Annotated in this window: 25 protein-coding genes and 1 pseudogene; 16 read left to right on the top strand and 10 right to left on the bottom strand. The window is 71.5% G+C overall.

Annotated features, from left to right (window positions below):
• The first annotated feature begins 5 nt into the window (after nucleotides 1–5).
• Complete coding sequence (locus ACCP09_RS10540; protein ID WP_433745381.1) at nucleotides 6–1310, top strand: amidohydrolase family protein; 1305 nt, start codon at nucleotides 6–8, stop codon at nucleotides 1308–1310.
• 218 nt (nucleotides 1311–1528) lie between these two features.
• Here the strand turns inward: ACCP09_RS10540 and ACCP09_RS10535 are convergent, their stop codons facing one another.
• Complete coding sequence (locus tag ACCP09_RS10535) at nucleotides 1529–2206, bottom strand: hydroxylase (RefSeq protein WP_433745577.1); 678 nt, start codon at nucleotides 2204–2206, stop codon at nucleotides 1529–1531.
• Between ACCP09_RS10535 and ACCP09_RS10530 the strand changes: the two are divergent.
• From ACCP09_RS10530 to ACCP09_RS10515, 4 genes and pseudogenes are all read left to right on the top strand, one after another.
• A pseudogene (locus ACCP09_RS10530) lies at nucleotides 2125–2358 on the top strand (hypothetical protein); the annotation flags it as partial. The gene ACCP09_RS10535 and the pseudogene ACCP09_RS10530 sit on opposite strands and share 82 nt — an antisense overlap.
• A 418-nt stretch (nucleotides 2359–2776) precedes the next feature.
• A complete protein-coding gene (locus tag ACCP09_RS10525) occupies nucleotides 2777–2998 on the top strand; it encodes a hypothetical protein (protein ID WP_027933247.1) in 222 nt (73 codons plus the stop codon).
• Entirely contained in the window at nucleotides 2995–4263 is a 1269-nt protein-coding gene (locus ACCP09_RS10520; protein ID WP_433745378.1) for a putative T7SS-secreted protein, read from the top strand. Before ACCP09_RS10525 ends, ACCP09_RS10520 begins: the two co-directional genes overlap by 4 nt.
• Nucleotides 4260–4682 (top strand): hypothetical protein, encoded by a 423-nt coding sequence (locus ACCP09_RS10515; RefSeq protein ID WP_433745375.1) that lies wholly within the window; start codon nucleotides 4260–4262, stop codon nucleotides 4680–4682. Before ACCP09_RS10520 ends, ACCP09_RS10515 begins: the two co-directional genes overlap by 4 nt.
• On the opposite strand, the gene ACCP09_RS10510 is transcribed toward ACCP09_RS10515, so the two are convergent.
• Nucleotides 4679–5362 (bottom strand): SDR family oxidoreductase, encoded by a 684-nt coding sequence (locus ACCP09_RS10510; protein ID WP_123684403.1) that lies wholly within the window; start codon nucleotides 5360–5362, stop codon nucleotides 4679–4681. The two genes, ACCP09_RS10515 and ACCP09_RS10510, sit on opposite strands and share 4 nt — an antisense overlap.
• 13 nt (nucleotides 5363–5375) lie before the next feature.
• On the opposite strand from ACCP09_RS10510, the gene ACCP09_RS10505 reads away from it, so the two are divergent.
• A complete protein-coding gene (locus ACCP09_RS10505; protein ID WP_433745373.1) occupies nucleotides 5376–6413 on the top strand; it encodes a hypothetical protein in 1038 nt (345 codons plus the stop codon).
• 32 nt (nucleotides 6414–6445) lie between these two features.
• Nucleotides 6446–7759, top strand: a complete 1314-nt coding sequence (locus ACCP09_RS10500; RefSeq protein WP_433745370.1) for an MFS transporter — start codon at nucleotides 6446–6448, stop codon at nucleotides 7757–7759.
• 4 nt (nucleotides 7760–7763) lie between these two features.
• Here the strand turns inward: ACCP09_RS10500 and ACCP09_RS10495 are convergent, their stop codons facing one another.
• From ACCP09_RS10495 to ACCP09_RS10475, 5 genes are all read right to left on the bottom strand, one after another.
• A complete protein-coding gene (locus ACCP09_RS10495) occupies nucleotides 7764–8351 on the bottom strand; it encodes an SMI1/KNR4 family protein (RefSeq protein ID WP_051362850.1) in 588 nt (195 codons plus the stop codon).
• Between the two features lie 56 nt (nucleotides 8352–8407).
• A complete protein-coding gene (locus ACCP09_RS10490; RefSeq protein ID WP_123684399.1) occupies nucleotides 8408–10456 on the bottom strand; it encodes a PhoX family protein in 2049 nt (682 codons plus the stop codon).
• Nucleotides 10457–10542: 86 nt separating this feature from the next.
• Nucleotides 10543–11760, bottom strand: a complete 1218-nt coding sequence (locus ACCP09_RS10485) for an MFS transporter (protein WP_027933240.1) — start codon at nucleotides 11758–11760, stop codon at nucleotides 10543–10545.
• The gene (locus ACCP09_RS10480; protein WP_027933239.1) at nucleotides 11757–12206 is read right to left on the bottom strand and encodes a MarR family winged helix-turn-helix transcriptional regulator; all 450 of its coding nucleotides are present in this window, start codon (nucleotides 12204–12206) and stop codon (nucleotides 11757–11759) included. The genes ACCP09_RS10485 and ACCP09_RS10480 overlap by 4 nt, the downstream gene beginning before the upstream one ends.
• Nucleotides 12207–12252: 46 nt before the next feature.
• The gene (locus tag ACCP09_RS10475) at nucleotides 12253–13605 is read right to left on the bottom strand and encodes a DHA2 family efflux MFS transporter permease subunit (protein WP_123684398.1); all 1353 of its coding nucleotides are present in this window, start codon (nucleotides 13603–13605) and stop codon (nucleotides 12253–12255) included.
• A gap of 58 nt (nucleotides 13606–13663) precedes the next feature.
• Between ACCP09_RS10475 and ACCP09_RS10470 the strand changes: the two genes are divergently transcribed.
• Together ACCP09_RS10470 and ACCP09_RS10465 are read left to right on the top strand one after the other, a co-directional pair.
• Nucleotides 13664–13978, top strand: a complete 315-nt coding sequence (locus ACCP09_RS10470; RefSeq protein WP_027933238.1) for an ArsR/SmtB family transcription factor — start codon at nucleotides 13664–13666, stop codon at nucleotides 13976–13978.
• Between the two features lie 14 nt (nucleotides 13979–13992).
• Entirely contained in the window at nucleotides 13993–14634 is a 642-nt protein-coding gene (locus ACCP09_RS10465) for an HAD family hydrolase (RefSeq protein WP_027933237.1), read from the top strand.
• A 34-nt stretch (nucleotides 14635–14668) separates the two neighbouring features.
• On the opposite strand, the gene ACCP09_RS10460 is transcribed toward ACCP09_RS10465, so the two are convergent.
• Together ACCP09_RS10460 and ACCP09_RS10455 are read right to left on the bottom strand one after the other, a co-directional pair.
• Nucleotides 14669–15760: an inositol-3-phosphate synthase gene (locus tag ACCP09_RS10460; protein WP_027933236.1), complete on the bottom strand. Its 1092-nt coding sequence runs from the start codon at nucleotides 15758–15760 to the stop codon at nucleotides 14669–14671.
• A gap of 49 nt (nucleotides 15761–15809) precedes the next feature.
• Nucleotides 15810–16373 (bottom strand): PadR family transcriptional regulator, encoded by a 564-nt coding sequence (locus ACCP09_RS10455; protein WP_017985876.1) that lies wholly within the window; start codon nucleotides 16371–16373, stop codon nucleotides 15810–15812.
• Nucleotides 16374–16606: 233 nt separating this feature from the next.
• On the opposite strand from ACCP09_RS10455, the gene ACCP09_RS10450 reads away from it, so the two are divergent.
• The 3 genes from ACCP09_RS10450 to ACCP09_RS10440 all read left to right on the top strand — a co-directional run bounded on the left by ACCP09_RS10450 (nucleotide 16607) and on the right by ACCP09_RS10440 (nucleotide 21428).
• Nucleotides 16607–17005: a DUF5318 family protein gene (locus tag ACCP09_RS10450; RefSeq protein WP_027933235.1), complete on the top strand. Its 399-nt coding sequence runs from the start codon at nucleotides 16607–16609 to the stop codon at nucleotides 17003–17005.
• Between the two features lie 442 nt (nucleotides 17006–17447).
• Nucleotides 17448–19844: a transglycosylase domain-containing protein gene (locus ACCP09_RS10445; protein WP_433745360.1), complete on the top strand. Its 2397-nt coding sequence runs from the start codon at nucleotides 17448–17450 to the stop codon at nucleotides 19842–19844.
• A 36-nt stretch (nucleotides 19845–19880) separates the two neighbouring features.
• Nucleotides 19881–21428 (top strand): glycosyltransferase family 87 protein, encoded by a 1548-nt coding sequence (locus ACCP09_RS10440; protein ID WP_378362253.1) that lies wholly within the window; start codon nucleotides 19881–19883, stop codon nucleotides 21426–21428.
• 182 nt (nucleotides 21429–21610) lie between these two features.
• Here the strand turns inward: ACCP09_RS10440 and ACCP09_RS10435 are convergent, their stop codons facing one another.
• Nucleotides 21611–22384: a deoxyribonuclease IV gene (locus ACCP09_RS10435; RefSeq protein ID WP_027933234.1), complete on the bottom strand. Its 774-nt coding sequence runs from the start codon at nucleotides 22382–22384 to the stop codon at nucleotides 21611–21613.
• A 96-nt stretch (nucleotides 22385–22480) separates the two neighbouring features.
• Here ACCP09_RS10435 and ACCP09_RS10430 point away from each other — a divergent pair, with 96 nt between their 5' ends.
• The 4 genes from ACCP09_RS10430 (at nucleotide 22481) to rpsF (ending at nucleotide 25674) form a co-directional block, all read left to right on the top strand.
• Entirely contained in the window at nucleotides 22481–23290 is an 810-nt protein-coding gene (locus ACCP09_RS10430) for a hypothetical protein (protein ID WP_433745355.1), read from the top strand.
• A gap of 109 nt (nucleotides 23291–23399) precedes the next feature.
• Complete coding sequence (locus tag ACCP09_RS10425; protein ID WP_123684394.1) at nucleotides 23400–24224, top strand: hypothetical protein; 825 nt, start codon at nucleotides 23400–23402, stop codon at nucleotides 24222–24224.
• 71 nt (nucleotides 24225–24295) lie between these two features.
• Nucleotides 24296–25213, top strand: coding sequence for a hypothetical protein (locus ACCP09_RS10420; protein ID WP_027933231.1), 918 nt, complete (start codon nucleotides 24296–24298; stop codon nucleotides 25211–25213).
• A 137-nt stretch (nucleotides 25214–25350) separates the two neighbouring features.
• Nucleotides 25351–25674: a 30S ribosomal protein S6 gene (gene rpsF / locus ACCP09_RS10415; RefSeq protein ID WP_020423406.1), complete on the top strand. Its 324-nt coding sequence runs from the start codon at nucleotides 25351–25353 to the stop codon at nucleotides 25672–25674.

The raw sequence follows: 25674 nt of genomic DNA, 5'->3' as shown, positions 1-25674 counted from the left end.
CCAGGATGCCGCAACGCTTCCGCGCCCCCGTCGTCCTGCCCTGCGATCCGGCCTGCTCGGTCATCCGGGACGGCGGGGTCGACGTCGGCGACGATGGCCGCATCACGTTCTGCGGCCCCGCCGGCGAGGCGCCCGGCGATCTGCCCGTCACCGAGCTGACCGGGATCCTGCTGCCAGGCCTGATCAACGCGCACGCGCACAGCCCGATGACCCTGCTCCGCGGCATGGGCGGCGACCTGCCGTTGCTGCGCTGGCTCAACGAGATCATCTGGCCCGCCGAGGCGAAGCTGCGCGCGGACGACGTGCGTGCCGGGATGCTGCTCGGCTCGGTCGAGATGCTCCGGCACGGTGTCACCACCAGCGCGGAGATGTACTTCTTCGCCGAGCAGATGGCCGAGGCGGTGCTGGAGACCGGCGCACGGGCCGTGCTCGGCGGTCCGATCATCGACCTGCCCGGCGTCGACTGGCGGCGCATGATCGAGGTGGCGGACCGCTGGATCGACGCCGACGGCCTGCGCTTCGGCCCCGGGGAACGGATCGAGCTGTCCTACGCGCCGCACTCGGCGTACATGCTGCCGGTCGAGGCGCTGCGGCAGGTCACCGAATCGGCCGCGGCGCGGGGTGCGCTGGTGCAGATCCACGTCGCCGAGGCGGCGGACGAGGACGCCCGGCAGCGCGCGGAGTTCGGCTCGGTGCCGCAGCTGCTGGAGGAGGTCGGCATGCTGGGCGGGCGGGTGCTCGCCGCGCACGCCGTCCACCTGTCCGATCAGGACATCGCGTTGTTCGCGGCGCGCGGCACCGGGGTGGCGCACTGCCCGGGGTCGAACGCGAAGCTGGCGTCGGGCATCGCGCGGCTGACCGACCTGCGGGCGGCGGCGGTCGCGGTCGGACTCGGCACGGACGGCCCGGCCAGCAACGACGACCTCGACCTGTGGGAGGAGGTCCAGCTCTCCGCGATGCTCGCCCGGTTGTCCACACAGGACTCGACCGCGTTGCGGGCGAAGGACGCGCTGCTGCTGGCCACCCGCGGCGGTGCGGACGCGCTGAGCCGGACCGACATCGGCGCGCTGGAGCCCGGCCGCTGGGCCGACTTCGTGCACGTCGACCCGGACGGCCCCGCGTTCGCGACCGGGCTGGACGAGCCGGACGAGCAGGTGATCTCGAACCTGGTGTGGGCCGCGGGGTCCCGGCAGGTCCGGGACGTCTGGGTGGCCGGCGAACAGGTCGTGTCCGACCGCGAGCCGGTGCGCGTCGACCGCGGCAAGGTCCAGTCCGCCGCGCGTGATGCCGCCGCGCGCTTGCGCGCCTAGTGGAACAACGACGCGTGCGCGGCCGCCCACTCGGCGAACCTCATGCCCGGGCGGCGCGGCGTTCGCGACCGCGGCAAGGCCGCCCCTTGCGGGCTTCACGACAACGAGATGTGCGCGGTCGCCCACTCGGCGAAGGCCGTGCCCGGACGCCCGAGAGGCCGCGGGCGAGATCGGCTGCGGATACTCCGCAACCTCGGCGCCGCCACCCGCTTGCGTGCCTAGCGGAACAACGACGCGTGCGCGACCGCCCACTCGGCGAACCTCATACCCGGGCGGCCCAGCACCCGTGACACCGTCGGCGAAACCGGCTGCGGGTGCTCCGCCATCTCGGCGCAACCGTCCAGGTACCAGGCGGCCGCGTCCGCGCCCATCGTCTCCGTCAGGTCGGCCAGTGCGTCCGCACGGGATACCTCCACCAGTGGGATCTCCCGCCCCAGCGCCTTTCCGATCTGCGCCACCAGCTCTGCGCGGGTGAGCGTCTCCGGCCCGGTCAGCCCGTACGCCGCGCCTTCGTGGCCGTCCTCCAGCAGGGCCTTCGCCGCGACGGCCGCGATGTCCTCCAGCGCGATCGGTGCGTTCGCTGCCCGTGGGTACGCCTCGCGCACCTCGCCGCGGCTCCGGACCTGGTCCGCCCAGATCGTCGTGTTCGTCATGAACTCGCCTGCCTCCAGGTGCGTCCACGGGATGCCGGAGTGCTCGACCGCCTTCTCGACGTCGTACCACCAGCTGCCAGCCGGCCCGGCGAGGTCGACGATCCGCGTCACGCCGGCCTCCCTGGCCAGCTCGGTCACCTCCCGCACCGTCCGGGTCAGCGGTGCCAGGTACATCCGGTCCACGCCCTCCAACGCGCGGGGCAGCGTCTCGACGCGGCCGAGGTAGCCCTCGACGACCTCCACCTCGGGCGGCAGCGCGGCACCGGATCGGTGGTGAGCGCCCGCACCTCCGACGCGCCCGCGACCGGACCCGCAGCGCCATCCTCAGCGCCGCCGCGACCCTCCTCGGTCGCGACTACCAGGCGAAACTCGCCGAGATCGCCAACGCGGCCGGGGTCGGGCGGACCACCCTGCACCGCTACTTCCCGGACCGCGCGACCCTGATCAAGGCCGCCGTCGAGGACTCGATCGCCGCCATCGAGGCCTCCGTCGCCGACGCGGCGATCGACCAGGGGCCGGCGCTGGACGCCACAGTGGATCCAACGGGTGTTGTGGGCGCTGGTGTACACCGGGCACACCGAGGGCGAGCTGTCCGGCGTGCCCCGGCACGGCATCGTGGACACCGTGGTCGAAACGTTGCATAACGGAATCGCGCGATCTTGATCTTATCGGCCGGTTCACCCCCGCTCACACGCTCGTTCACCGCCCGTTCCCGCCCGCTGGCTTACATCGGAGCACGTGTGGGGAGTTCTTGACGCCGAGCCGGATGAGCTGAACAAAGCCGCAGGTCATTTGGGCGACATACTGACCAAATTGGACCACTCGCCGCTCGCCGGGATCGTGGCGACGGCGGACGTCTACGGCGATCCCGGTCTGGCGAGCACGCTCGGCGAGTTCACCGGCCTGGCGCGCGTCGCCGCGCGATTGCTTCAGGAGCGGGTCGGTCTGACGGGCACCGCGCTGCGGGACACGGCCACGCTGTTCCAGGGCACCGAGCTCGACAACGAGGCCGCCATCCGCCGGGCCGGGCGGTGAGCGCGGAGCTCGGCTCCACCGACGATCCGCGCGCGCTCGTCCCCGGTTCTCCGGACACGATCGTCGAGCACGTCCGCACCCTGCTCGACCAGGCGAAGCAGTTCGAGGGCGTCGGCTCCGGGCTGGCCGGCTTCGGCGTGCCGGGCTGGCAGGGCGCGGCCTCCGACGCATTCGGCGAACTGGTCGACCGGCTGCCACCGCAGTGGCTGAAGGCGGCCGACAGCCTGGCGGCCGCCGCGGGCGGCCTGAGCCGCTACGCCGACACGCTGCGCTGGGCGCAGGAGCAGGCCCGGGAGGCGATCGAGCTGTGGAACGACGGCCGCCGCGCTCTCGAGCGCGCAGCCGGGCAGGCCGCCGAGGATGCCGCGGAAGAAGCGGTGCGGCAGGGGGAGCAGCTCCAGCAGCAGGCGCGGGAAGTGCTCGACCGGGCCCGTGACCAGCTGGAACGCGAAGCCGTCGACGCCGCGCGTGTCATCGGCACGATCGAGGCCGCGGCAGGCAGCGCGATCGGCGGTCTCGTCGACGCGATCACCAGCGGGTGGGACGCCAGTGGCAGCTCGTCGACCAAGACGTGGGAGTACGGCAACAAGTTCATCCCGCCGGAGCACGGCAAGCTGGGCCGCTACCGCTACTACGCCTACCTGCTGCACCAGGTCGCCGAGGGCAAGCTCCAGAAGGGCGACCTGACCCTCACCGGCAAGGTCGAGACGATGGTCGGCATCGAGACCAACCTCCAGGCGGCGCTGAACAACAAGGGCCTCATCCTGGAAGCCGAGACCATCGACGGCGTCAAGAGCACCGCGACCGGCCGCCTCGACTACGGCGTCCTCGGTCTCGACGGCAAGGTCGAAGGCATGTTCGGCGTCCGCGGCCGCGCCGGGTTCAAGGCCACCAAGGAGGCGATCGAGGCGAAGGCCGGCGTGTTCGCCGGGGCGCGTGGCAGTGTGCGCGGCGCCGTCGACGTCGGCGGCGTCGGGGCGGGCGCGACCGCGGAGGGCTGGGCCGGTCTCGGCGCCGAGGCCGGGTTCACCGTCGGCAAGGGTGAGGACGGCAAGTTCCACATCAAGGGCAACGCCGGGGCGGCGCTCGGGATCGGCGGCGAGGTCGGGTTCGACCTGCAGGTCGACGGGCACAAGGTCGCGGAGACCGCGAAGTCGGCCGCGAACGCGGTCGGCGACGGAATCGAGGCCGCAGGCGAAGGCATCAAGGACTTCGGCGAAGACGTCGTCGACGTCGGCAAGTCGGTCAAGGGGTTGTTCGGATGACACTGCCCGTTCCGGTCCACTTCGGACTGCCCGACGGCTGGGAACCGGTGCCGTCGCGGGACGCCGCCTTCGCCGCGGTGCGGTCGCCCACCGCCGGGATCATGCTGACCGGCGGGATGTGGCCCGTCGCGACGCCCCTGCGCGAGGTCGCCGCCGAATCCGCGAGGGACCTGCGCGAGACGGCCGACGAGGTGACCGTGCTCAGCGGTGACGAGATCGGCGACGGCGGGTTCGTGCAGGAACTGCGGTTCACGGCCGGCGACGAGACGTTCGTGCGCAGCGAGGTCCACCTCGCGATGGGCGAGGGGGCGGGACAGCGCGCCGTCGTCCGCGCCGTGCTGACCTGCACGCGCGGGGAGTTCGACGCGCTGGCCGGCGACTTCCGCGAGTTCGTCGGCTCGCTCGGCCCCGACCTCTAGTGCGGGCGGGGCCGGATGCTCACGTCGGAGATGTGCGCGTCCGGGCTGGCGGTGACCGCGGACAGCACCGCCGCGGCGACCGAGTCCGGCCGGAGGTACTGGTCCGGGGCGTACTCCCTGCCCTCGCCCGCGATGATCGCCTGCTGCATCTCGGTGTCGGTCCGGCCGGGGTAGACCGAGGTGACGCGGATGCCGGGCTCCTCGGCGCGCAGCGCGTCGGCGAACGCGCGCACCGCGTGCTTGCTCGCCGCGTAGGGGCCCCATCCGGCGCGGGCGGACAGGCCCTGGCCGGAGTTGATGATCACGACGTGCCCGTGCGCGGCACGCAGCGCGGGCAGCAGCAGCCGGGTCAGCTCCGCCACGGCGACGACGTTGACCTCGAAGTTCTTCCGCCACGCCGAGGGCGCGGCCTGCTCGACGGTGCCCAGCTCGGCGGTGCCTGCCGAGTGGACGAGCACGTCCAGCCGGTCGATGCCGGCGACCGCCGCGCGCACGCCGTCGAGGTCGCTCAGGTCCACCGGCCACGGCTCGGCGTTCGCCGACTCGGCGGCTTGTTCGGCGAGCGCGTCGACGTCGCGGCCGCCGAGCAGCACGCGGTACGCGGGCGCGAGGGCGCGGGCGACGGCGGCACCGATCCCGCGGGAGGCACCGGTGACGAGGGCGAGGGGACTTTCCGGCATGCCCCTACGTTAGGTGGTTGATCCCGGCCCGCTGGAGGAGATCCCGTTGCCGCAGTCCCTCCCCGCCCGCCGGGCGCGCCACGCGCGGGTTTCCGCCGCGTTGGCGCAGCTCAGCGACCCGCGGCTGACGGCGTTGCTGGAGTCCGCCCGCCCGCTCGGCGCGGGCATCGGGGGCACCACCTGGCTCGCCGACGTCGGCGGGGCGCCGGTCTTCGTGAAGCGGGTGCCGGTCACCGAGGTCGAGCTGGCGCGGCCGCGCTCGACCGCCGACCACTTCGGCCTGCCGGTCTGGTCGCACTACGGGGTCGGCTCGGCGGGCGGCGGCGCCTGGCGCGAACTGGCCGCGCACGTGCTGACCAGCGACGACGTGCTCGCCGGCGGCGGCGAGAACTTCCTGCTGCTGCACCACTGGCGCGTCCTCGACGCCGGGCCGCGCCCGGTGCCGACCGCGGCCGAGCGGGCGGAGCAGGTCGCGTTCTGGCACGGCCACCCGGGCGTGCGGCGGCGGCTGGAGGCGCTCGCCACGGCGCCGGCCGACCTGGTGCTGTTCCTCGAACACGTGCCGCACGACCTGCGCGGCTGGATGCACGAGGGCGCGTGCGGGATGGCCGAGCGGGACCTGACGGCCATCGCCCGGTCGCTGAGCCGGCTCGGGTTGTGGCACTTCGACGCGCACTTCGGCAACACCCTCACCGACGGCGAACGGCTCTACCTCACCGACTTCGGGCTGGCGGCCGCGTCCCGGTTCGACCTCACCGCCGCCGAGCGCCGGTTCCTCGCCGACCACGCGACACACGACCGGAGCTACGTGCTCACCCACCTGGTGAACTGGATCGTGCGCGAGCTCGGCGGCATCGCCGATGTCCCGTCGCGCAACACGGCCATCCGCACCGGCGACCTCCCCGCGCTCCCGCCCGCGGCGGCGGACGTCGTCCGGCGGCACGCGCCGGTCGCCGCGCTCGTCAACGACTTCTACTTCCGCCTGCACACGGCGAGCCGGATGACGCCGTACCCGCGCAACGAGATCGAACGTGTTCTGGGCAGATCTTGACGAACCACTCGAACGTGGCATGCAATGCGAGGATGTCGACGAGGACGATCGCCGAGGGTGACCGCGTGCTGGGCAAGGTCGCGCTGCGGATCATGCCCTTCCTGGCCCTGCTGTACTTCGTGAACTACCTGGACCGCGTCAACATCGGCTTCGCGGGGCCGAACGGGATGAACACCGAACTCGGCCTGACCGCGACCGCGTTCGGGTTCGCCTCCGGCATCTTCTTCCTCGGCTACCTCACGCTCGAGGTGCCCAGCAACCTCGCGCTGCACCGGTTCGGCGCGCGCCGGTGGCTGGCCCGGATCATGATCACCTGGGGGATCATCGCGACGGTGCTGGCGTTCGTGCCCAACCCGACGACGCTGGTGATCATGCGGTTCCTGCTCGGCGTCGCCGAGGCGGGCTTCTTCCCCGGCATCATCCTGTACCTGACGTACTGGTTCCCGGCGGCGCAGCGGGCCAAGGCCGTCGCCCTGTTCATGGCGGCCGTGCCGGTGTCGTCGGCCATCGGGGCGACGGTGTCCAGCCTGCTGATCGCGCACGGGCACGGGGTGTTCGGGCTGTCCGGGTGGCGGTTCATGTTCCTCGTCGAGGGCATCCCGGCGATCCTGCTCGCGTTCGCGACCTGGTTCTACCTGACCGACCGCCCGGAGCAGGCGAAGTGGCTCACCGAGGACGAGCGCCGCTGGCTGACCACCGAACTGGACAACGAGCGCAAGGCGACCGAGGCCGAGCACCACTGGCCGCTGCGCAAGACGCTGACCCACCCGCGCATCCTCGGCCTGGCGTTCGTGTACTTCGCGATCGCTTACGGCCTGTACGCGCTGGGGTTCTTCCTGCCGACGATCATCGCCGGGTTCGGGCAGGAGTTCGGCACGAAGCTGTCCACGGTGCAGGCCGGGCTGGTCACGGCGGTCCCGTACGTCATCGGCGCGGTGGTGATGGTCTTCTGGGCGCGGCACGGCGACCGCACCCGGGAGCGGAAGTGGCACGTCGCGCTGCCGATGATCGTCGGCGGCGTGGCGATCCCGGTGGCGCTCTACCTGGGCAACCCGTACGCGGCGATGGTCGCGGTGACGGTCTGCGCCGTCGGGGTGTGCGCGGCGCTGCCGACGTTCTGGGCGCTGCCCTCGACGTTCCTCTCCGGCGCGGCGGCCGCCGGCGGCATCGCGCTGATCAACTCGCTGGGCAACATCTCCGGCTTCGCCGCGCCGTACGTGACGGGCTGGCTGCGCGACCTGACCGGGTCGCAGCGGACCGGCCTGTGGGTGGTCGGCGCCTGCATGGTTGCCGGTGCGTGCGTCGCCCTCGCGCTGGGTGCCCGTCCCAAGCCGGACCGGGCGTGAGGGTTCAGCCCGAGTACGGGTACCGCACCTTCCAGTCGCCTTCGAGGTGCCACCGCATACCGGTCGTACCCCAGAGCAGGTGTTCGGTGTACTCATGGCGCCGCTCGGCGACGGCGAGCAGGAACTCGACGGTTCCGCCGGGGAAGGACTCCCAGCGCGGGTCGAGGTTGCGCCACCAGATGACGACGGGCCAACGGTCCGGATCCTCGTCGTCGGTGAGCCAGAACAGGTCGTCACCACCACCGGTCACGCCCCATTGCAGCAGCCCACCCGGCTCCGGGAAGATCGGGTAGGGGTAGTCCTCCGGGAAGCTGTCGCGCATGCTGCGGTACGCGTCGCCGACGCCCAGGTCCATCGCCTCGAGGTAGCCGGCGAAGCCTGGAGACACCCCTGGTTCGTACGGAAATTCGGTCGGGCAACTGACATGCAGTTCCTCGTTGATCGCGCCCCCGCCGTAGCGATCGACGAAGGCCCGGTAGTCGGACGGGAACTGGAAGCCGATCTCCTCGACGGCGCGGTCCCAGGGCGGCGGCTCGGGCCGGGCGAGCGGCGGCGGCAGTACGTCGATCAGCCGTTGCAACGTCTCGTTCACGCCGGTACGACGAAGCCCCGGGAAAGCACGTTCCCCGGGGCTTCTTCAGCCGGCGGTCAGCGGCGCTTGCGCCACACCGAGACGACGGCGGGGCGGGGCAGGTTCGTCCCGCCGTCCGGCCAGTGCGACTGCGGGTTGGTCACCGTGCCGCCCTCACCGGGGTGCTGCACCGCGACCGTGACGAAGTCGCTCGTCACGTTGGGGCCACAGGTCTCCGCGCCGATCGGCACCGTGAGGAACTGCTTGACCTGGCCGCGGTTCGGGCCGTCGACCGGCACCGCGAACAGGCCGTCGTTCATGCCCAGCGCGTTGCCGTCGGTGGAGATCCACAGGTTGCCGTACGGGTCGAACGCCACGTTGTCCGGGCAGGAGATCGGGCTGACCTGGTCCTTCGGGAAACCGCCGAAGTAGGTGTCGGCCGTGGCCGGGTCACCGCAGACCAGCAGCAGGCGCCAGGAGAACTTCGTCGAGGCCGCGTCGCCGCGGTCCTCCTCCCACTCCAGCACGTGGCCGTTCTTGTTGCCGATGCGCGGGTTCGCCTCGTCGACGCCGGCCTTGCCCGCCGCGCCGCGGTCGCTGTTGTTGGTCAGCGCGGCGTAGATGCGGCCGTTGACCGGGTTCGGCTCGATGTCCTCGGGACGGTCCATCTTGGTCGCGCCCGCCTTGTCCGCGGCCTGGCGCGTGAAGACGTAGACCTCCTCGGCGGTGAAGCCGTCCACGAAGGACTTGTCACCGCTGGCCAGCGGGATCCACTCGCCGCGGCCGTCGAACTCGCCGTCGGACGGGAGCTTGCCGGTGCCGTCGATCTGGCTCGCCGGGCTGTCGCCGGTGAACTTGCCGACGTACAGGGTGCCCTCGTCGAGCAGCGCCGAGTTGTGGCGGCGGGCGTGGGCGCTGGTGCCCGGCTTGTACTTGCCCTTCGACACGAACTTGTAGATGTACTCGAAGCGCTCGTCGTCACCGGAGTAGACGGCGACCCGGCCGTCCTTGGTGATCTTGACGTTGGCGGCCTCGTGCTTGAAGCGGCCCAGCGCGGTGTGCTTGATCGGCGTCGAGTCCGGGTCGTTGGGGTCGATCTCGACGACCCAGCCGAACCGGTTGACCTCGTTGGGTTCCTGCGGCACGTCCCAGCGCTTGTCGAAGCGCTCCCACTTGCGGGTCGTGGTGCCCTTGCCGATGCCGTAACGGGTCAGCCGCGCCTGCACGACCGGGTCGGTGATCTTGTCCGAGTTGGCGAAGTACTGGTGGAAGTTCTCCTCGCCGGACAGGACGGTGCCCCACGGCGTCACGCCGCCGGCGCAGTTGTTCTGGGTGCCGCGCACCTTGGTGCCGGTCGGGTCGGCGGAGGTCTTCAGGTACTTCGAGCCGGCGGCCGGGCCGCGCACCTCGAAGGTGGTGTCCAACGTGATGCGTCGCCCGTAGCGGCTCGGCACGACCTCGAGGCCACCGTCGCGCTGCTTCTCCACTAGCACGACGGACAGGCCGTGCGCGGCCCAGCCGATCTTGACCTGCTCCTCGGTCGGGTTCGCCGGGTCGTACTGGCCCGCCGGGAACATCTGCGTCTCGGTCGTGTACTCGTGGTTCACGACCATCAGGAAGCGCTTGCCCTGGCGGTCCTGCGGGATGAGGCCGACGAAGTCGTTGTTGTAGCCGAACTGCTTCGCCTGCGCGGCCGCGGTCTGCTTGGCGATGTCGAACTCCGGCGCGCCGGTGACGACCGGGTCGCCCCAGCGGATCACGACGTTCTGCTCCCAGCCGTCCGGGATGACGACCGCGTCGGCCTTGTTCGGCGCGACCGGGGTGAAGTCCGTGCCGGGCGCGGGGCGGCCGGGGCGCTTGCCCGCCAGCGCGGGCGGGACCGCGGCGGAGGCGGTGGCGCCCGCGTTCAGGGCGGCGAACCCGCCGGCAGCGGCGGCCATGACCGCGCCGGCCTTGAACACGCCGCGACGCGACATGCCCTTGACGACGTCACCGAAGTACTCGTTCGACGACTCGTTGGGCGCTTCGTGAGCGCACTGGTTGCCGCAACGGTAGATGCACGTGGTGGCGGACCGGCCGCTCGTGTGGGTAAGGAGGGGCAGCAGCCGCCCGGGGGTGAAGGACACCTGGTCTCCAGTCACTCAGTCAGGGGAAACGCTGGTGACGTTAAGCGACAGAGGCCAGGTGTCCTCAAACTACAGGTGAACGGCAGTCAAAGCTCTTCCCCGACGAGAGCTGCCTCACGCGGCACGCGGTGCGGATCCGCGCTGTTCGTCCGGACCGCGAGTAGCCCGCCGGCCAGCACGCATAGGATCGCGGCGATGACGAACGGGGCGTGCTCCGACCCGAGCCATTCGGCGACGTGCCCGACGAGGGTGGCGGCCACGGCGCCGCCGAGCCAGCGGCAGAAGTTGTAGCCCGCGCTGGCCACCGGCCGGGGCGCGCCGCTGATCGACATCGCGGTGCCGGTGAACAGGGTGTTCAGCAGGCCGGAGACCAGCCCGGACACGATCACGCCGACCACGATCACCGGCTTGCTCGGCACCACGAGCACCACCATCAGCACCGCGTAGCCGAGCACGGACACCACGGTCGCGTGCCGCTCACCGAGCCGGGCCGCCAGTTTCGGCGCGAGCACCACCCCGGCGACCGCGACGCACAGTCCCCAGCCGCAGAAGATCAGCCCGACCGCGACGGCGCTCCAGTCCAGCACGAACGGCGTCCACGCCAGGACGGTGAAGAACGCGGCGGTGTAGAACGCCGAGCCGATCGAGGTGCGCAGCAGCCCGGCGTGCTTCAGCGCGCGCAGCGGGTCGAGCAGCCGGATCGGGGCCCGCTTCTCGTGCTTGTCGCTCGCCAGGAAGATCGAGCACAGCACCAGGGCGGCGGCCATCAGCACGGCGGTGCCGACGAACGGCCCGCGCCAGGAGATGCTGCCGAGGAGGGCGCCGAGCAGCGGACCGACCGCGAGACCGACGCCGAGCGCGGCCTCGTAGAGCAGGATCGCCCCGGCCTGCCCGCCGGTCGCGGCGCCGACGATCACCGACAGCGCGGTGGCGATGAAGAACGCGTTGCCGAGACCCCACACCGCGCGCAGCGCGACGAGCTGTTCGATCGACCCGGCCGCGGCGCACAGCGCGGTCGCGACCACGATCAGCGCCAGCCCGGTGAGGACCGTCCGCTTCGGACCGAACTTCGCGCTCGCCGCGCCGGTGACCAGCATCGCGATCACCTGGACGCCCAGGTAGGACGAGAACAGCAGGGTCACCTGCGACGGCGTGGCGTGCAGGCCCTCGGCGATGGACAGCAGGATCGGGTCCACCAGGCCGATCCCCATGAACGCGATGACCGCGGCGAACGCCGTGATCCACACCTGCTTCGGCTGGTTCTTCAGCGCGTCCAGCAGGCTCCCGTGACTGTGACTGCTCATGCGAGCAGTTCCTCCTTCTTGACCGGATCGATGAGCCTCCGCAAGGCCGGCAGCGCCGCGTCGATCGCGTCGCGGTCGGCCGGATCCAGGGCGGCCAGACGCTCGCGCAGGAACTCCTCGCGGGCCGTGATCAGGTCGGTCACGTACCGCGTGCCCGACTCGGTCGCCGCGATGAGCACCGCGCGCCGGTCGTCCGGATCGGGGCGCCTGCTCACCAGACCGAGCCGCTCCAGCCTGCGGACCAGGTCCGTCATCGACGGCTGCCGCACGCCCTCCAGCTCGGCGAGGACGCTCATGCGCCGCGGGCCGCCGTGGACCAGCTCGCTGAGCACCGATCCCTGGGTCAGGGTGAGCTGGTGCTGCGGGGTCAGCCGCCGGACCACGTAGTAGAGGCGGAAGACCAGCGGGCGCAGCTCGTGCGCGAGCTCTGCTACTCCTGGATTCACTTAGCTATCCTAATCTTTATTGCTTAGGTTGTCTAAGTTGTTCGGCTCACAGCGACTTGGTCAACCACAGCCCGGTCAGCGCGGCGCCTGCCAACGTGACCGCCCCGGCCACCACGAACGCGCTGCCGAGGCCGACCCCGGTCTGCACGACCGCGCCCAGCACCGCCACACCGAGCACCGCCCCGATCTGCCTGGTCGTGCTGCTGATCCCGGACGCCAGCCCGCCCTCCCGCGGGCTCACCGCCTGGATCGCGGCCCCGGTCAGCGGCGACATCGCCAGCGCGAACCCGACGCCGACCACCGCGAGCCGCCACCACACGTTGCCGTAGCCGGTGTCCGCGTCCACGAACCCGAGCACCAGCAGGCCCACCCCGGCCAGCACCAGGCCACTGGTGACCACGATTCGGAACCCGTGCCGCGCCGCGAGCCTGCCCGCGAACGGGCTCACCACCACCATGCCGAGCGACGCGGGCAGCGTCCGCAACCCGGCGACGAGGATCGAGCTGCCCTGGACCTGCACGAAGAACTGCGAGAAGAAGAACGACGAGCCCATCAACGCGAAACCCACCACGACCATGGCCGTGTTCGACACCGTGAACAACCGCTCCCGGAACAGCCGCAACGGCAGCACCGGCGCCGCGCGGCGAGCCTCCACGGCGACGAACCCGGCGAGCACCACCACCGCCACGGCGAAACTGCCCAGGATCACCGGCGAGGTCCAGCCGCGCGACCCACCCTCGATCAGGCCGTAGGTCAGCGCACCAACGCCCACCACCGACAACACCGTGCCCGGGACGTCGATCGCGGGCGCGTCCGGGTTGCGCGACTCGCCCAGGACACGCAGGCCGGCCACCAGCAGGGCCACACCGACGGGCAGGTTCACCAGGAAGATCGACGGCCAGGCGAAGGCCTCGACCAGGACACCGCCCGCCAGCGGCCCGGCCGCCAGCCCGATCCCGCTGAGCCCGGCCCACAGCCCGATCGCCCTGACCCGCTCGGCCGGAACCGGGTACGCGGCGCTGAGCAGGGCCAGCGCGGCGGGGCTCAACGCCGCCGCGCCGATGCCCTGCACCACCCGCCCGGCGATCAGCCAGCCGATCGACGGCGCGACGGCACACACCACGGACGCGGCCGTGAACACCGCCACCCCGGCGAGGAACACGCGCTTGCGGCCGAACCGGTCGGCGAACACCCCGCCGGACAGCAACAGCATGGCGACCAGCAGCACGTAGGCGTCGACGATCCACTGCAGCCCGCTGATCCCGACGTGCAAACGCTCCTGCATGTCGGGCAGCGCCGCGCCGACGATGGTGCTGTCGAGCAGCACCATGAACTGGCCGAGGCAGGTCAGCGTGAGCAGCGCCGCCCGGCTCCCGGCGCGCGTTCCGATCTTCGTCATGCGGACGGACAATAGTTCGGCAATCCCGAAGTGTCGAACTATTTGCTACCCTCGCCGCATGCGATCGCTACCCCACCCCGAACGCGAGTCGCTGACACTCGCACCGGTCCTGCACGCGCTCGGCGACCCGGTGCGGCTCGAACTGGTGCGGCGCGCCTCCGGCAGCCCGGGATCGACCTGCGCCGTGCTGGCGGACGGCCTGGACGTGCCGATGTCCACCCTGACCAACCACTGGCGGATCCTGCGGGAGGCGGGGGTGATCACCATGACGGTGGACGGCAGGCACCGGCGGATCCGGGTCCGCCGCGACGACCTGGGCGAACGCTTCCCCGGCCTGCTCGACCCGATCCTGCGCCTCGCGGCGGACGAGTAGGTACGGTCACGAGCATGGACGCGGTGGTTTTCGACCTCGACGGGGTGCTCGTGGACTCCGAGCAGACCTGGGACGAGGTCCGCCGGGCGGTGGTCGCCGACCACGGTGGCAGCTGGACGGCCACGGCGACCAGGGCGATGCAGGGGATGAGCACCCCGGAATGGGCGCGCTACCTGGTCGAACACCTGGGCGCGCGGCTCACGCCGGACCGGATCGCCCAGGTCGTGATCGACCAGATGGCCCAGCGCTACGCGGGCGGGCCACCCGTGCTGCCCGGCGCCGCGGCGGCCGTGCACGCGGTCGGCGAGCGGTACCCGGTGGCCATCGCCAGCTCGTCGCCGCCGGTGCTGATCCAGGCGTTCCTGGAGGCCACCGGCCTGACCGGGCTGGTGGAGGTGGCGCTGTCCAGCGAGCAGGTCGCCGCGGGCAAGCCGGCGCCGGACGTGTACCTCGAAGCCGCGCGCAGGCTGGGCAAGGACCCCGCGCGGTGCGCTGCCGTCGAGGACACCACAAACGGGCTCAAGGCGGCGCTGGCCGCGGGCATGACCGTCTACGCCGTGCCCAACCCGCACTTCCCGCCGGATCCGGCCGTGCTGGCGCAGGTCCACCGAGTGCTGGACACCGTCGCGGACCTGCCCGCCGCGCTCCGGGGATGAACAAGGGCCCGGTCCAGGACCGGGCCCTCGGCAGTCAGCGCTCGATGTCGCCGGTGATGAACTTCTCCACCGCGTCCCGCGCGGTCGAGTCGTCGTACTGCTCCGGCGGCGACTTCATGAAGTAGGACGACGCGGACAGCAGCGGGCCGCCGACACCGCGGTCGAGGGCGATCTTCGCGGCGCGCACCGCGTCGATGATGATGCCCGCCGAGTTCGGCGAGTCCCACACCTCGAGCTTGTACTCCAGGTTCAGCGGCACGTCACCGAACGCGCGGCCCTCCAGCCGGACGTAGGCCCACTTGCGGTCTTCCAGCCACTGCACGTAGTCCGACGGACCGACGTGGACGTTGGCCTTGCCGAGGTCGCGGTCGATCTGTGAGGTGACGGCCTGGGTCTTGGAGACCTTCTTGGACTCCAGGCGCTCCAGTTCCTTCATGTTCTTGAAGTCCATGTTGCCGCCCACGTTCAGCTGCATGGTGCGGTCGAGCTGGACCCCGCGGTCCTCGAACAGCTTCGCCAGCACGCGGTGCGTGATGGTGGCGCCGACCTGGGACTTGATGTCGTCACCGACGATCGGGACACCCGCGTCGGTGAACTTCTGCGCCCACTCCGGGTTCGAGGCGATGAACACCGGGATCGCGTTGACGAAGGCCACGCCGGCATCGATGGCGCACTGGGCGTAGAACTTCTGGGCCTCCTCCGACCCGACCGGCAGGTACGAGACCAGCACGTCGACCTGGGCCTCGCGCAGCGCGGCGACGACGTCGACCGGCTCCTCGTCGGACTCCTCGATGGTCTCCTGGTAGAAGCGGCCGAGACCGTCCATCGTGGGGCCGCGCAGGACCGGCACACCGAGCGGCGGCACGTCGGTGATCTTGATCGTGTTGTTCTCGCTGGCGAGGATCGCGGACGACAGGTCCTGGCCGACCTTCTTGGCGTCGACGTCGAACGCGGCCACGAACTCCACGTCACCGACGTGGTACTGGCCGAACCGCACGTGCATCAGGCCGGGCACCCGCGAGGCCGGGTCGGCGTCGCGGTAGTAGTGCACCCCCTGCACCAGCGACGCCGCACAGTTTCCGACGCCAACGATGGCCACCCGTACGCGGCCGCTGTTGTCGCCCATGCCGGTTTCTCCTTCGTTCAGTGATGTCTTGCCGATTTCGGATGCGGTCTCAGCTCTGAAGCCCGCGGTTCTGCTCGTCCTGCTCGTGCGCGATCAGTTCGTTCAGCCAGCGCACCTCGCGCTCGCTGCTCTCCAGCCCCAGGCGGTGCAGCTCACGCGTGTACCGGTCGATCTTCTCCTCGGCCCGGGCGAGCGCCGCCCGGAGTCCTTCACGGCGTTCCTCGACCCGGCGGCGCCTGCCCTCCAGGATCCGCATCCTGACATCGGCCGGTGTCCGGGAGAAGAAGGCCAGGTGGACCCCGAACCCTTCGTCCTCCCAGGTCTGCGGCCCGGCGTCGACGAGCAGCTTCGCGAAGTGCTCCTTACCCTCCGCTGTGAGCTTGTACACCGTCCGAGCCCGCCGGCCCCAGCCCTTGACGGGCTCGCCGGCTCCCCCGACGTCACTGTCGGCCTCTTCGATGAACCCCGCCCGCTGCAACCGGCGCAAAGTCGGGTACAGCGAGCCGTACGAGAAGGTGCGGAACATGCCGAGCGTGTCGTGCAGCCGTTTGCGCAGCACGTAGCCGTGCATCGGTGCCTCGTGCAGCAGCCCCAGGATGGCGAACTCCAGCACGGTGCACCCCCTTTCGAGGACTTCCACGACACTCCGGCAACCTAACGCCGAATTATATCGGGCCGATACATCGAAGTGGTGTAGCCAACACCAATGATCACCCAATGCGGCCTGAACCACACCCGTGATGTTCACCAGAGCGTTATGGAAGGGTCGGCGTGTCGCGCACGCGGTCCAGACCGTTAGTCCGCACAGCTCATGGCGGACACACGGCGGCCACGTACTCTGTCACCGTGCAGAACCAGCGACAGGTGGTGGACTACGCCCTGCAGCGCCGTGCGCTGCTGGCAGGCGTCCGCTCCGGTCGTGTCGGCACGCGCGACGTCTGCGACGCCGATCCGTACCTGCTCAGAGCTGCCCGGTTCCACGGCGAACCGAGCGAGGCCCCCTGCCCGCTGTGCGGGAAGGACGGCCTGACGAACGTGTCCTGGGTGTTCGGGGAACAGCTCAAGCACGTCTCCGGCTCGGCAAGGACACCGACGGAACTGGCCCGCCTGGCCAACCTGGTCGGGGAGTTCAACGTCCATGTGGTGGAGGTGTGCCGGACGTGCCGCTGGAACCACCTGGTGCGTTCGTACGTCTCGGGCAACGGAACCCCGCACGGCCCGTCCCGGAGGACGGCCGGGCAGTGAGGGGACGTAGCGCAGCGCTGGCACTCGATCACAGAACGGCGCCCGGTGTACCGCCGGTCTGGGAGGCTCACTCGTGAACGACCACCGCAATCGCTCCTGGCCTGGTCAGGAGCCTGATGAACCCCGTCGTGCCCAGTGGCCGCGCGAGGGCGGCGGCCCGGCCTGGCCGAGCGGTGACGAACCACCGCGGCGTCCCGCGCCTCCCCAGCGCCCGCAGGCCCGTGGCCCGCAGGGCCCGCAGTGGCCGGGCGAGGGCGGTGGCCCCGGCTGGCCGGGCGGCCAGGACCCGGACGCCCCGCGTGGCGCCCGCCGCGTCCCGCCCGCGGGCAACCGGATGCCTCCGCCGCCGCGCCGCCCCGGCCCGCCGCCCGGGCCCCAGACAGGTGGACCCCAGAACGGTGGACCGCAGAACGGTGGACCGCAGAACCCGGCCGACCGGCCGATGCGCGGCCGCTACCGCCCGCCCGCGGGCCCGGCCGCCGCAGGCGCCGGCGCCGGTGCCGCCGCAGGCGCCGCCGGCCGCCGTCCCGGCATGGGCGACTCCGAGCCCGGCCTGCTCACCCACGCCGAGCTGCGCTCCGGCGGGTACCACGACGACTACGACGACTACGTCGACGAGCCCCTGGACGACTCCGGCCCCGAGGACGACGCGCCCGAGGAGACCGGGAAGGGGAAGAAGGGCAAGGCGGCCCTGACGCCGAAGCAGCGCAAGAAGCGGCGCTGGAAGATCATCCGGCGCACCCTGTACGCCTTCTTCGGCGTGTTCGTGGTGCTGCCCGCGATCGCGTTCACGATCGCCTACTTCCTGGTCGACGTGCCGACGCCGGAGGAGGTCCTGGCCCAGCAGGACCAGGTGGTGACCTACTACTACAGCGACGGCTCGGTGATGGGCAAGGAGATCCCGGACAGCGGGAACCGCCAGATCCTCAAGCCGGGGCAGATCCCGGAAACCGTCAAGCACGCCGTGTACGCGGCCGAGGACGCGACGTTCGAGACCAACAACGGGTTCGACGTGATGGGCATCCTCGGCGCGGTCTACAACAACCTGACCGGCGGCTCCGGCGGTGGTTCGACCATCTCCCAGCAGTACATCAAGAAGGCCACCGAGAACGAGGCGCCCACGCTCACCCGCAAGGCGACCGAGCTGGTCAAGTCGTTCAAGATGAACCAAACGCAGTCCAAAGAGGACATCATCACGGCCTACCTGAACATCGTCTACTTCGGACGTGGCGCGTACGGCATCGAGGCGGCCGCGCACGCGTACTTCAACAAGACCTCGGCGGAGCTGACCCAGTCCGAGGCGGCGCTGCTGGCCGGCATGATCCAGGGTCCTGGCAAGTCGGAGAACGCCGAGTACACCACCTGGCGCTGGAACTACGTGATGGACCAGATGGTCAAGTACAAGTGGATCACGGAGGCCGACCGCCAGTCCGCCCAGTACCCGGCGCCGTTGCCGAAGGACCAGACCAAGCCGCAGGCGATCACCGGTCCGAACGCGTTCGTCCAGGGCCAGGTGGAGGCCGAACTCGAAGCGGCGGGTTACTCCAAGGAGAAGATCCAGGCCAACGGCTACAACGTCTACACGACGATCGACCCCAACGCGCAGCGGCTGGCCGAGAAGGCCGTCAACGACGTGATGCAGGGACAGCCGGACGCGCTCAAGGAGGCGCTGGTCGCGGTCGACCCGAAGACCAGGGGTGTGATCGCCTACTACGGCGGGCCGAACAACAAGGCCGACCAGCGCGACTGGGCCAACACCAAGCGCAACCCCGGCTCGTCGTTCAAGACGTTCGACCTCGTCGCGTTCCTGAAGATGGGCAAGGGGCTCGGCGAGACGTTCGACGGCAGCACCCACCGCCAGTTCGGCGTGCTGCCCAACGGGCAGCCGCGCTACATCAACAACGCCGGCGCGTCCAACAGCTGCTCGAAGGAGTGCACGGTCGCCGAGGCCACCATGCGCTCGACCAACACCGTGTTCTTCGACATGGTGGCCAACGTGACCGGGCCGCAGGCGGTGGCCGACGCGGCCCAGGAGGCCGGGGTCACCTCGCTGAAGGCGGTCGACAACAACATCTCGCTCGGTGGTGGCACGACCGAGGTCACGCCGCTGGACATGGCGTCCGGCTACGCGACGATCGCCGACAACGGCACCTACCTGGACCGGCACTTCGTGCAGAAGGTGACCACACCGGGCGGCGACATCGTGTACCAGCCGTCGAGCAACCCGAAGCCGGCGTTCGCCGACGGCGACGCGAGCAAGAGCAAGCAGATCGCGGGCAACGTGACCAACGCGCTCAAGCCGGTCATCGAGTTCTCGAAGCTGAGCTGCCCGAGCGGCCACGAGTGCGCTGGCAAGACCGGTACCCAGCAGTACGACGCCAGCGGCGCCAACGCCAGCGGCACCTCGAAGGACAACTCGCAGGTGTGGATGGTCGGGTACACGCCGTCGGTCTCCGCGGCCGCCTGGGTCGGCACCGGCAGCAACCAGCCGCTGCACGACAAGAACGGCGAAGCGATCTCGTCGACCGGTCTACCTGCCAAGATCTGGCAGCAGTTCATGAACGACTACCTCAAGGGCAAGCCCAGCGAGAAGTTCCCGACGGTGTCGCCGATCGGCAAGAGCGCGACCGCCAGCGACGACGCCTCGTCCTCGACGAAGCCGTCGACCAGCAGGCCGAGCACGACGAACTCCAGCACGCCGTCGTCGCCGCCGCCGTCGGCTCCGCCGAGCACCCCGGAGTCGACCGACACGACATCGAGCCGCCGGAATACGCCGACCTTCACGTTCCCCGGCGGCGGCGACGACTTCGGGCCGACGAACACCCGCGACAACGGCTGATCCCCGGCTCACGCCGGAGGCCGTAACATCGCGCGGGTGTCCAGCCCGACCGACGAGACCACCTCGGCCGAACCCGCGCCGGCGTCACTCGACGCCGGTCAGCGGGTCGCGCCGTCCCGGACCGATCCGCTGGTCGCGGCCGCGAGCAGACCGATCGGCGGTCCGCTCGGCGAGCACGCGGCCGTGGGGCGGCACTGGTTCTGGACGCCGCAGCGGGTCGGGCTGGCGCTGGCCACGCTGGCGCTGATGCTGTGCTGGTTCGGCAAGGCCAGCTGCATCCAGCAGTACGTCGACGAGAACGGGCAGACCCAGCTGGACTGGCGGTCCGGCCGCCCGTACGTCGCGATGTGCTACAGCGACGTCGTCCCGCTGTTCAGCGCCGAGCGGCTGGACCAGCCCGGCACCTTCCCGTACCGGACGAGCTGGGTCGACGACGCGGGCACGGCGAACGCGCACGTCCGCTACATGGAGTACCCGGTGCTGACCGGGCTGTTCCAGTGGGCCAACGCGAAGATCACGCAAGCGTGGAAGGCGATCTCCGACACCGGCTGGCTGCCCGGCGCGCTGCCGGTGGCGATCTACTTCAACATCACCGCGTTCTGGCTCGCGCTGGCCTGGCTGGTCACGGTGTGGGCGGTGGGCCGCACCGCGAACCGCCGACCGTGGGACGCGTGCCTTGCGGCGATCTCACCGCTGGTGCTGGTGCACGCGTTCACCAACTTCGACACGCTGGCCACCGCGTTCGCCGCCACCGGCCTGCTGGCGTGGGCGCGGCGCAAACCGGCGGTCGCCGGGCTGCTGATCGGGCTCGGCGCGGCCGCGAAGCTGTACCCGTTGTTCCTGCTCGGACCGCTGCTCATCCTGTGCATCCGCGCCGGGAAGCTCCGCCCGTGGGCGATCACGGCCGGCGCCGCGGTCGGCACCTGGCTGGCCGTGAACCTGCCGATCGCGCTCACGCTGAACGCGGGCTGGCAGGAGTTCTTCCGGCTCAACGCGCAACGCGGGATGGACCCGGACTCGATCTACAACGTGATCTCCTACTTCACCGGCTGGGCCGGCTTCGACGGCCCGCTCGCGGCCGGGCAGACGCCGACCTGGCTGAACATCGTCAGCGGCACGCTGTTCCTGGCCTGCTGCGCGGGGATCGCCTACGTCGGGCTGTCCGCGCCGGTGCGGCCGCGGCTGGCGCAGCTGTGCTTCCTGGTGGTGGCCGCGTTCCTGCTGACCAACAAGGTGTGGAGCCCGCAGTACTCGCTGTGGCTGGTGCCGTTCGCGGTGCTGGCGATTCCGCGGTGGCGGCTGCTGCTCGGGTGGATGCTGCTGGACGCGCTGGTGTGGGTGCCGCGGATGTTCTACTACCTCGGCACCGACCACAAGGGACTGCCGCCGGACTGGTTCCTCGGGTTCGTCGCGCTGCGGGACCTGGCCGTGGTCGGGCTGTGCGTGCTGGTGCTGCGGGAGATCTACCGCCCGGCCGAGGACCTGGTGCGCGTCGCAGGCGACGACGACCCGGCAGGCGGGGTGCTGGACCGGGCCCGCGACGTGGTGGTGCTCCCGCGGCGCCGGGCCCGGCACGCGGTCTGAGTCAGCAGCCCCCACAGCACACCGGACAGCGCGGTCTTCTCGGCGTGGTCCACCGCGAGCCGGTAGGTCGCCTTGGCCTGCACGTTAAGCGCGGCGTAGGCGCAGCGGTGATCCCTGGGCAACCAGTGCGCCGGGTCCTGGCCCTTCCGCTGCCGGTAGCTGCCCGTGCTCACCGCGACGGGTCAGCCGAGCTTTTCCCGCAGGTAGGCGATGTCGTCGGCCTGGCCGTCGGCCGGGGTCTCGACCACCACGGGCGCGCCCGCGGCCGCCGCGACGGCCACCAGCGCCTCCGGGTCGATCGTGCCGCCGCCGTGCACCACGTTCGCGTGGTGGTCCCGCCCGGACCCGAACTCGTCGCGCGAGTTGTTCAGGTGCACCAGGTCGATGCGGCCGGTGATCGACATGACCTTCTCGACCACGTCGTCCAGCTCCCAGCCCGCGGCGAACGCGTGGCAGGTGTCCAGGCAGAACCCGGCGCCGAACTCGGCCACCTCGTCCCACAGCCGCGCCAGCACGTCCATCTCGCGCGCCATCGCGCCGGCGCCGCCCGCGGTGTTCTCGATCAGGATCGGCACCGCGAAACCGCCGTCGGCCGCCTGCCGTTCGAACAGCTTGCGCCAGTTCGCCAGGCCCTCCGCGACGTCCTCGCCGCGGCCGACGTGACCGCCGTGCACGATCAGGCCCTTCGCGCCGATCTCGGCCGCGGCGGCCGCGTGCTGGGCGGCCAGCTTGCGCGACGGGATGCGGATCCGGTTGTTCAGCGAGGCCACGTTGACGATGTAGGGGGAGTGGATGAACACCTCCACCCCGGCCGCCTCGATGTCCGCCCGCGGCGGCTGGGCGACGGGCTTCTTCCAGCCCTGGGGGTCGGCCAGGAAGAACTGCACCACGTCGGCCGAGCGCTCCCCGGCCGCGGTCAGCGGGTCGTCGTCACGGACGTGCGCACCGATCTGCATGGGGCCACGCTACCGGCGGAATCGGCTCGGTTCTCGCCAACCTCGGGAACGCTATGAAGTACCGTGAGCGCGGTCCGTGACACGTGAGGGGGACTCATGGGGAAGACCGCACGCCGTGCCGGGGTGGCCGGGTTCGTGCTGGCGCTGTCGGCCACGTTGGCCGCGCCGGGCGCGTTCGCCGAGGAGGCCGATCCCGCGCTGGCCGGCAGCTGCGGGGCGACCCTGCGGGACGAGCCGGGCGATGCCCTCACCCTCGACGTCGGCGCCCCGCTCGACCGGCCCGGTGTGCTCACCGTCGGCACCGGCAGCGAGCCCGCGCCAACCGGCCCGGACCAGCGCGACCCGCTGCTGGCGCTGCCGGTCGCGGACCTGGCGAAGGCGCTGGGTGTCGGGGACGCGCCCGTCGTCGGCGACCTGGCGGCCGAGCAGCTGTGCCCCGGCGTGCAGGGCACGGTGAACACGCTGTCCGCGGCCACCCAGAGCGTCGTCTCCGGTGAGCCGCTCGACCCGCCGTCCAGCCCCGCGCCCGGCCAACCCGCCCCCGGCGAGCCCGCGCCCGGCGCACCCCAGCCCGGCCAGGACGTGACCCCGGCGCCCACGCTCCCGGCCGCGAACGGCGGGATCGTGCCCGCGTCGTTCGTCGTCGGCGGCTTGCCTGCCGGGTCCGGGATCGCCCCGCTGACGCCACCGCTGTCGGCGCTGATCCAGCCCGGCGTCGTCCCGCCCGCTGCGCCAGGGCTCGTCCCACCGGCTGGGACGCAGCCGCCGCTGGTCACGCAGAACTCCGGCACCGCCGAGGCGATGCCGTCGTCGGCGGCTCCCGCCCGGTTGCCGCTGATCATCGCGGTGTTCGCGCTCGCGGTCGTGGCCGCCGCGCTGACCCGCGCCTGGATGCGCCGCGCCTGACGGTCACGTTCCGGGGTGCGGGCGTCACGCACCTGCCCTAGCTTCGTTGGAACCAGTAGCGACGCGCTGGAGGACGAAGATGCAGGGTCGGACACGCAGGACCGCCGCGGTGGGCGCCGCCGCATTCGCACTGGCCGGATCGGTCTCGCTCGCTCTGCCCGCGACCGCGAGCGCGGAGACGATCAGCGCCCAGTGCGGCGACACCGTGACGGCCAAGCCCGGCGACGTCATCAAGACCCCGCTCGGCCTGAAGACCGTCACCGACGGGCTGACCTCAATCGTCGGCGGCCTGCTCGGCGGGCTGTGCCAGATCACCGTCAAGGTCGTGGACACGGTCGTCGAACCGCTGCCGGTCGTCGGGGCGCCGGCGGCGAGCGCGGTCAACGGCGCGGTGGCGGGCACCACCAACGGCCTGACCGGCGCGGTCGACCAGACGGGCAAGGCGCTCAGCGGGGGCGGCGGGAGCCAGCCGCAGCCGCAGACCCCGCCGGGCGGCGGCAACCAGCAGACGCCGCCGGGAGTCACGCCCGGCCGCACCGAGGGCGCCGCGCCGGCCGCGATCCCCGGGTCGACCAGCCCCGTGCTGGCCGGCGACCCGTCCACCTTCGACTTCCTGCCGTTCGGCTCGGGCAGCGCGTACGCGCCGATGCGCAACTACGCGGGCCTGCCGTTCGCGGTGTCCGCGCTGTGGGCGCCCTCGCCGGGCCTGCGCTACGGCGGCCAGATCCCCGGTTACGCGCCCCAGTACGGCGCGCTCGGCCAGCCCGCGCAGTCCGGCCAGGCGGTGCAGAACGCGGGCCAGGCCGAGGCGCTGCCGAGCGGTTCGGGCGGCGGCGGCAACGTCGCGCTACCGATGCTCATCGCCGTTGTCGCTCTATCGGGTGTCAGCGCCGCTCTCGTACGCTCGTGGGTCTTACGCGGAGCTACCGCTTAGTATCCTTTGGGTCCGCTCGTCGTTAATCCCTTCCGGGGACACACGCCTGCGATCACTGGAGGTCCGCGCTCGTGCGCAACACCGGCCTGATGAAGACCACCCGTAGAGCGCTCACCGCCACCGCCGTCGCCGCGGCCATCGTCGGCGGTTCGCTCCTGTCCGCGGGCACCGCGTCGGCGAGCACCGTGCTGTCGCAGGCATGCACCGGCACCGTCATCGGCGCCCTCAGCGACAGCGTCGCGGTGCAGGGCAAGGACCTCGCGGGCGTGGTCAAGGCAGGCGCGCAGGAGCAGGAGTGGTTCCTGCACCTCAACGGCGTGGACCCGCAGAAGGTGGCGGACACGGTCAGCAAGGCCGGCGCGATCACCGTCGGCCAGATCCCGGCGAACGCGGCCAGCGGCGCGATCGCGGGCGACGCGATCGCCACCGCCGTCGCGACCACGCTGAAGAACGCGGGCGACCCGTACGCGGTCGGCCTCGGCATCGGCGGCGACCAGCAGAAGAAGACCCTCGACGCGATCACGAACAAGGTCACCGGCAACTGCGGGCTGACCACCTACGCGAACAACTACACCCAGCCCGGCCTCCCCTCCTCGCAGCCCGGCACGACCGCACCCGCGCCCGGCACCCCGGCGGCCACGACCGTCCCGGGCATCTCGGGCACCGGCTCGGCCACCGCGCCGCCGCGCAACTACGGCAACATCCCGGCGGCCGTGCCCGGCGTGGCAGGCGCCGCGGTGCCGCCGAGCGCGCTCTACCCGTCCTCGGCCACGCTGCCCGACCAGGCGCTGCCGCAGGTCGGCGTGCTGGGCGGCCAGTCCACCTCGGCCGGCGGCCAGGCGGACGTGCGCAACGCGGGCAACGCCAGCGCGATCGGCGGCGAGCCGGCCACGGGCAACGTCCAGCTGCCGATGCTCCTGGCGGTCGTCGCGCTGGCCGGGGTGAGCGCCGCGCTGGTGCGGACCTGGGTGCTGCGCAAACTGTCGTAGCCACCCCGTAGGCCCACCCGTCTCCCACCACCACCCTCAACGGAGCCGCTCCGCGGGCACGGCCTAGACTGGACAACCGGCAAACCCTCCTGCCACGGAAAGCCCGTGGCCGTGAAGCCCACAGGAGGTGAGTGGTTGTGTCGCGCCATTACGAGGTGATGGTCATCCTCGACCCCACGCTCGACGAGCGTAAGGTCGCCCCGACTCTGGACACGTTCCTCAACGTCATCCGCACGTCCGGCGGAAGCGTGGAGAAGGTCGACGTGTGGGGCCGTCGCCGGCTCTCGTACGAGATCAAGAAGCACGCCGAGGGCATCTACGCGGTGCTGGACCTCAACAGCGAGCCCGACGCGGTGAAGGAGCTCGACCGGCAGCTGTCGCTGCAGGAGACCGTGCTCCGCACCAAGGTCGTCCGCAAGCCGGTCCCGCGCAAGGCCGCCAAGGCCGCGGCGAAGGCCTGA

It is taken from the genome of Amycolatopsis sp. 3B14, from assembly GCF_050958625.1.
In the GTDB taxonomy this organism is placed as follows: Bacteria; Actinomycetota; Actinomycetes; order Mycobacteriales; family Pseudonocardiaceae; genus Amycolatopsis_E; species Amycolatopsis_E thermoflava.
This window is presented reverse-complemented; position numbering and strand designations above follow the sequence as displayed.

What these genes read in the sequence shown, in the direction of transcription:
- ACCP09_RS10485 (WP_027933240.1), bottom strand. Translation starts at nt 11,760, where the DNA reads ATGAGCAGTCACAGTCACGGGAGCCTGCTGGACGCGCTGAAGAACCAG.
- ACCP09_RS10470 (WP_027933238.1), top strand. Translation starts at nt 13,664, where the DNA reads ATGCGATCGCTACCCCACCCCGAACGCGAGTCGCTGACACTCGCACCG.
- ACCP09_RS10435 (WP_027933234.1), bottom strand. Translation starts at nt 22,384, where the DNA reads ATGCAGATCGGTGCGCACGTCCGTGACGACGACCCGCTGACCGCGGCC.
- ACCP09_RS10445 (WP_433745360.1), top strand. Translation starts at nt 17,448, where the DNA reads ATGCGCGGCCGCTACCGCCCGCCCGCGGGCCCGGCCGCCGCAGGCGCC.
- ACCP09_RS10515 (WP_433745375.1), top strand. Translation starts at nt 4,260, where the DNA reads ATGACACTGCCCGTTCCGGTCCACTTCGGACTGCCCGACGGCTGGGAA.
- ACCP09_RS10465 (WP_027933237.1), top strand. Translation starts at nt 13,993, where the DNA reads ATGGACGCGGTGGTTTTCGACCTCGACGGGGTGCTCGTGGACTCCGAG.
- ACCP09_RS10500 (WP_433745370.1), top strand. Translation starts at nt 6,446, where the DNA reads ATGTCGACGAGGACGATCGCCGAGGGTGACCGCGTGCTGGGCAAGGTC.
- ACCP09_RS10460 (WP_027933236.1), bottom strand. Translation starts at nt 15,760, where the DNA reads ATGGGCGACAACAGCGGCCGCGTACGGGTGGCCATCGTTGGCGTCGGA.
- ACCP09_RS10475 (WP_123684398.1), bottom strand. Translation starts at nt 13,605, where the DNA reads ATGACGAAGATCGGAACGCGCGCCGGGAGCCGGGCGGCGCTGCTCACG.
- ACCP09_RS10540 (WP_433745381.1), top strand. Translation starts at nt 6, where the DNA reads ATGCCGCAACGCTTCCGCGCCCCCGTCGTCCTGCCCTGCGATCCGGCC.
- ACCP09_RS10430 (WP_433745355.1), top strand. Translation starts at nt 22,481, where the DNA reads ATGGGGAAGACCGCACGCCGTGCCGGGGTGGCCGGGTTCGTGCTGGCG.
- ACCP09_RS10510 (WP_123684403.1), bottom strand. Translation starts at nt 5,362, where the DNA reads ATGCCGGAAAGTCCCCTCGCCCTCGTCACCGGTGCCTCCCGCGGGATC.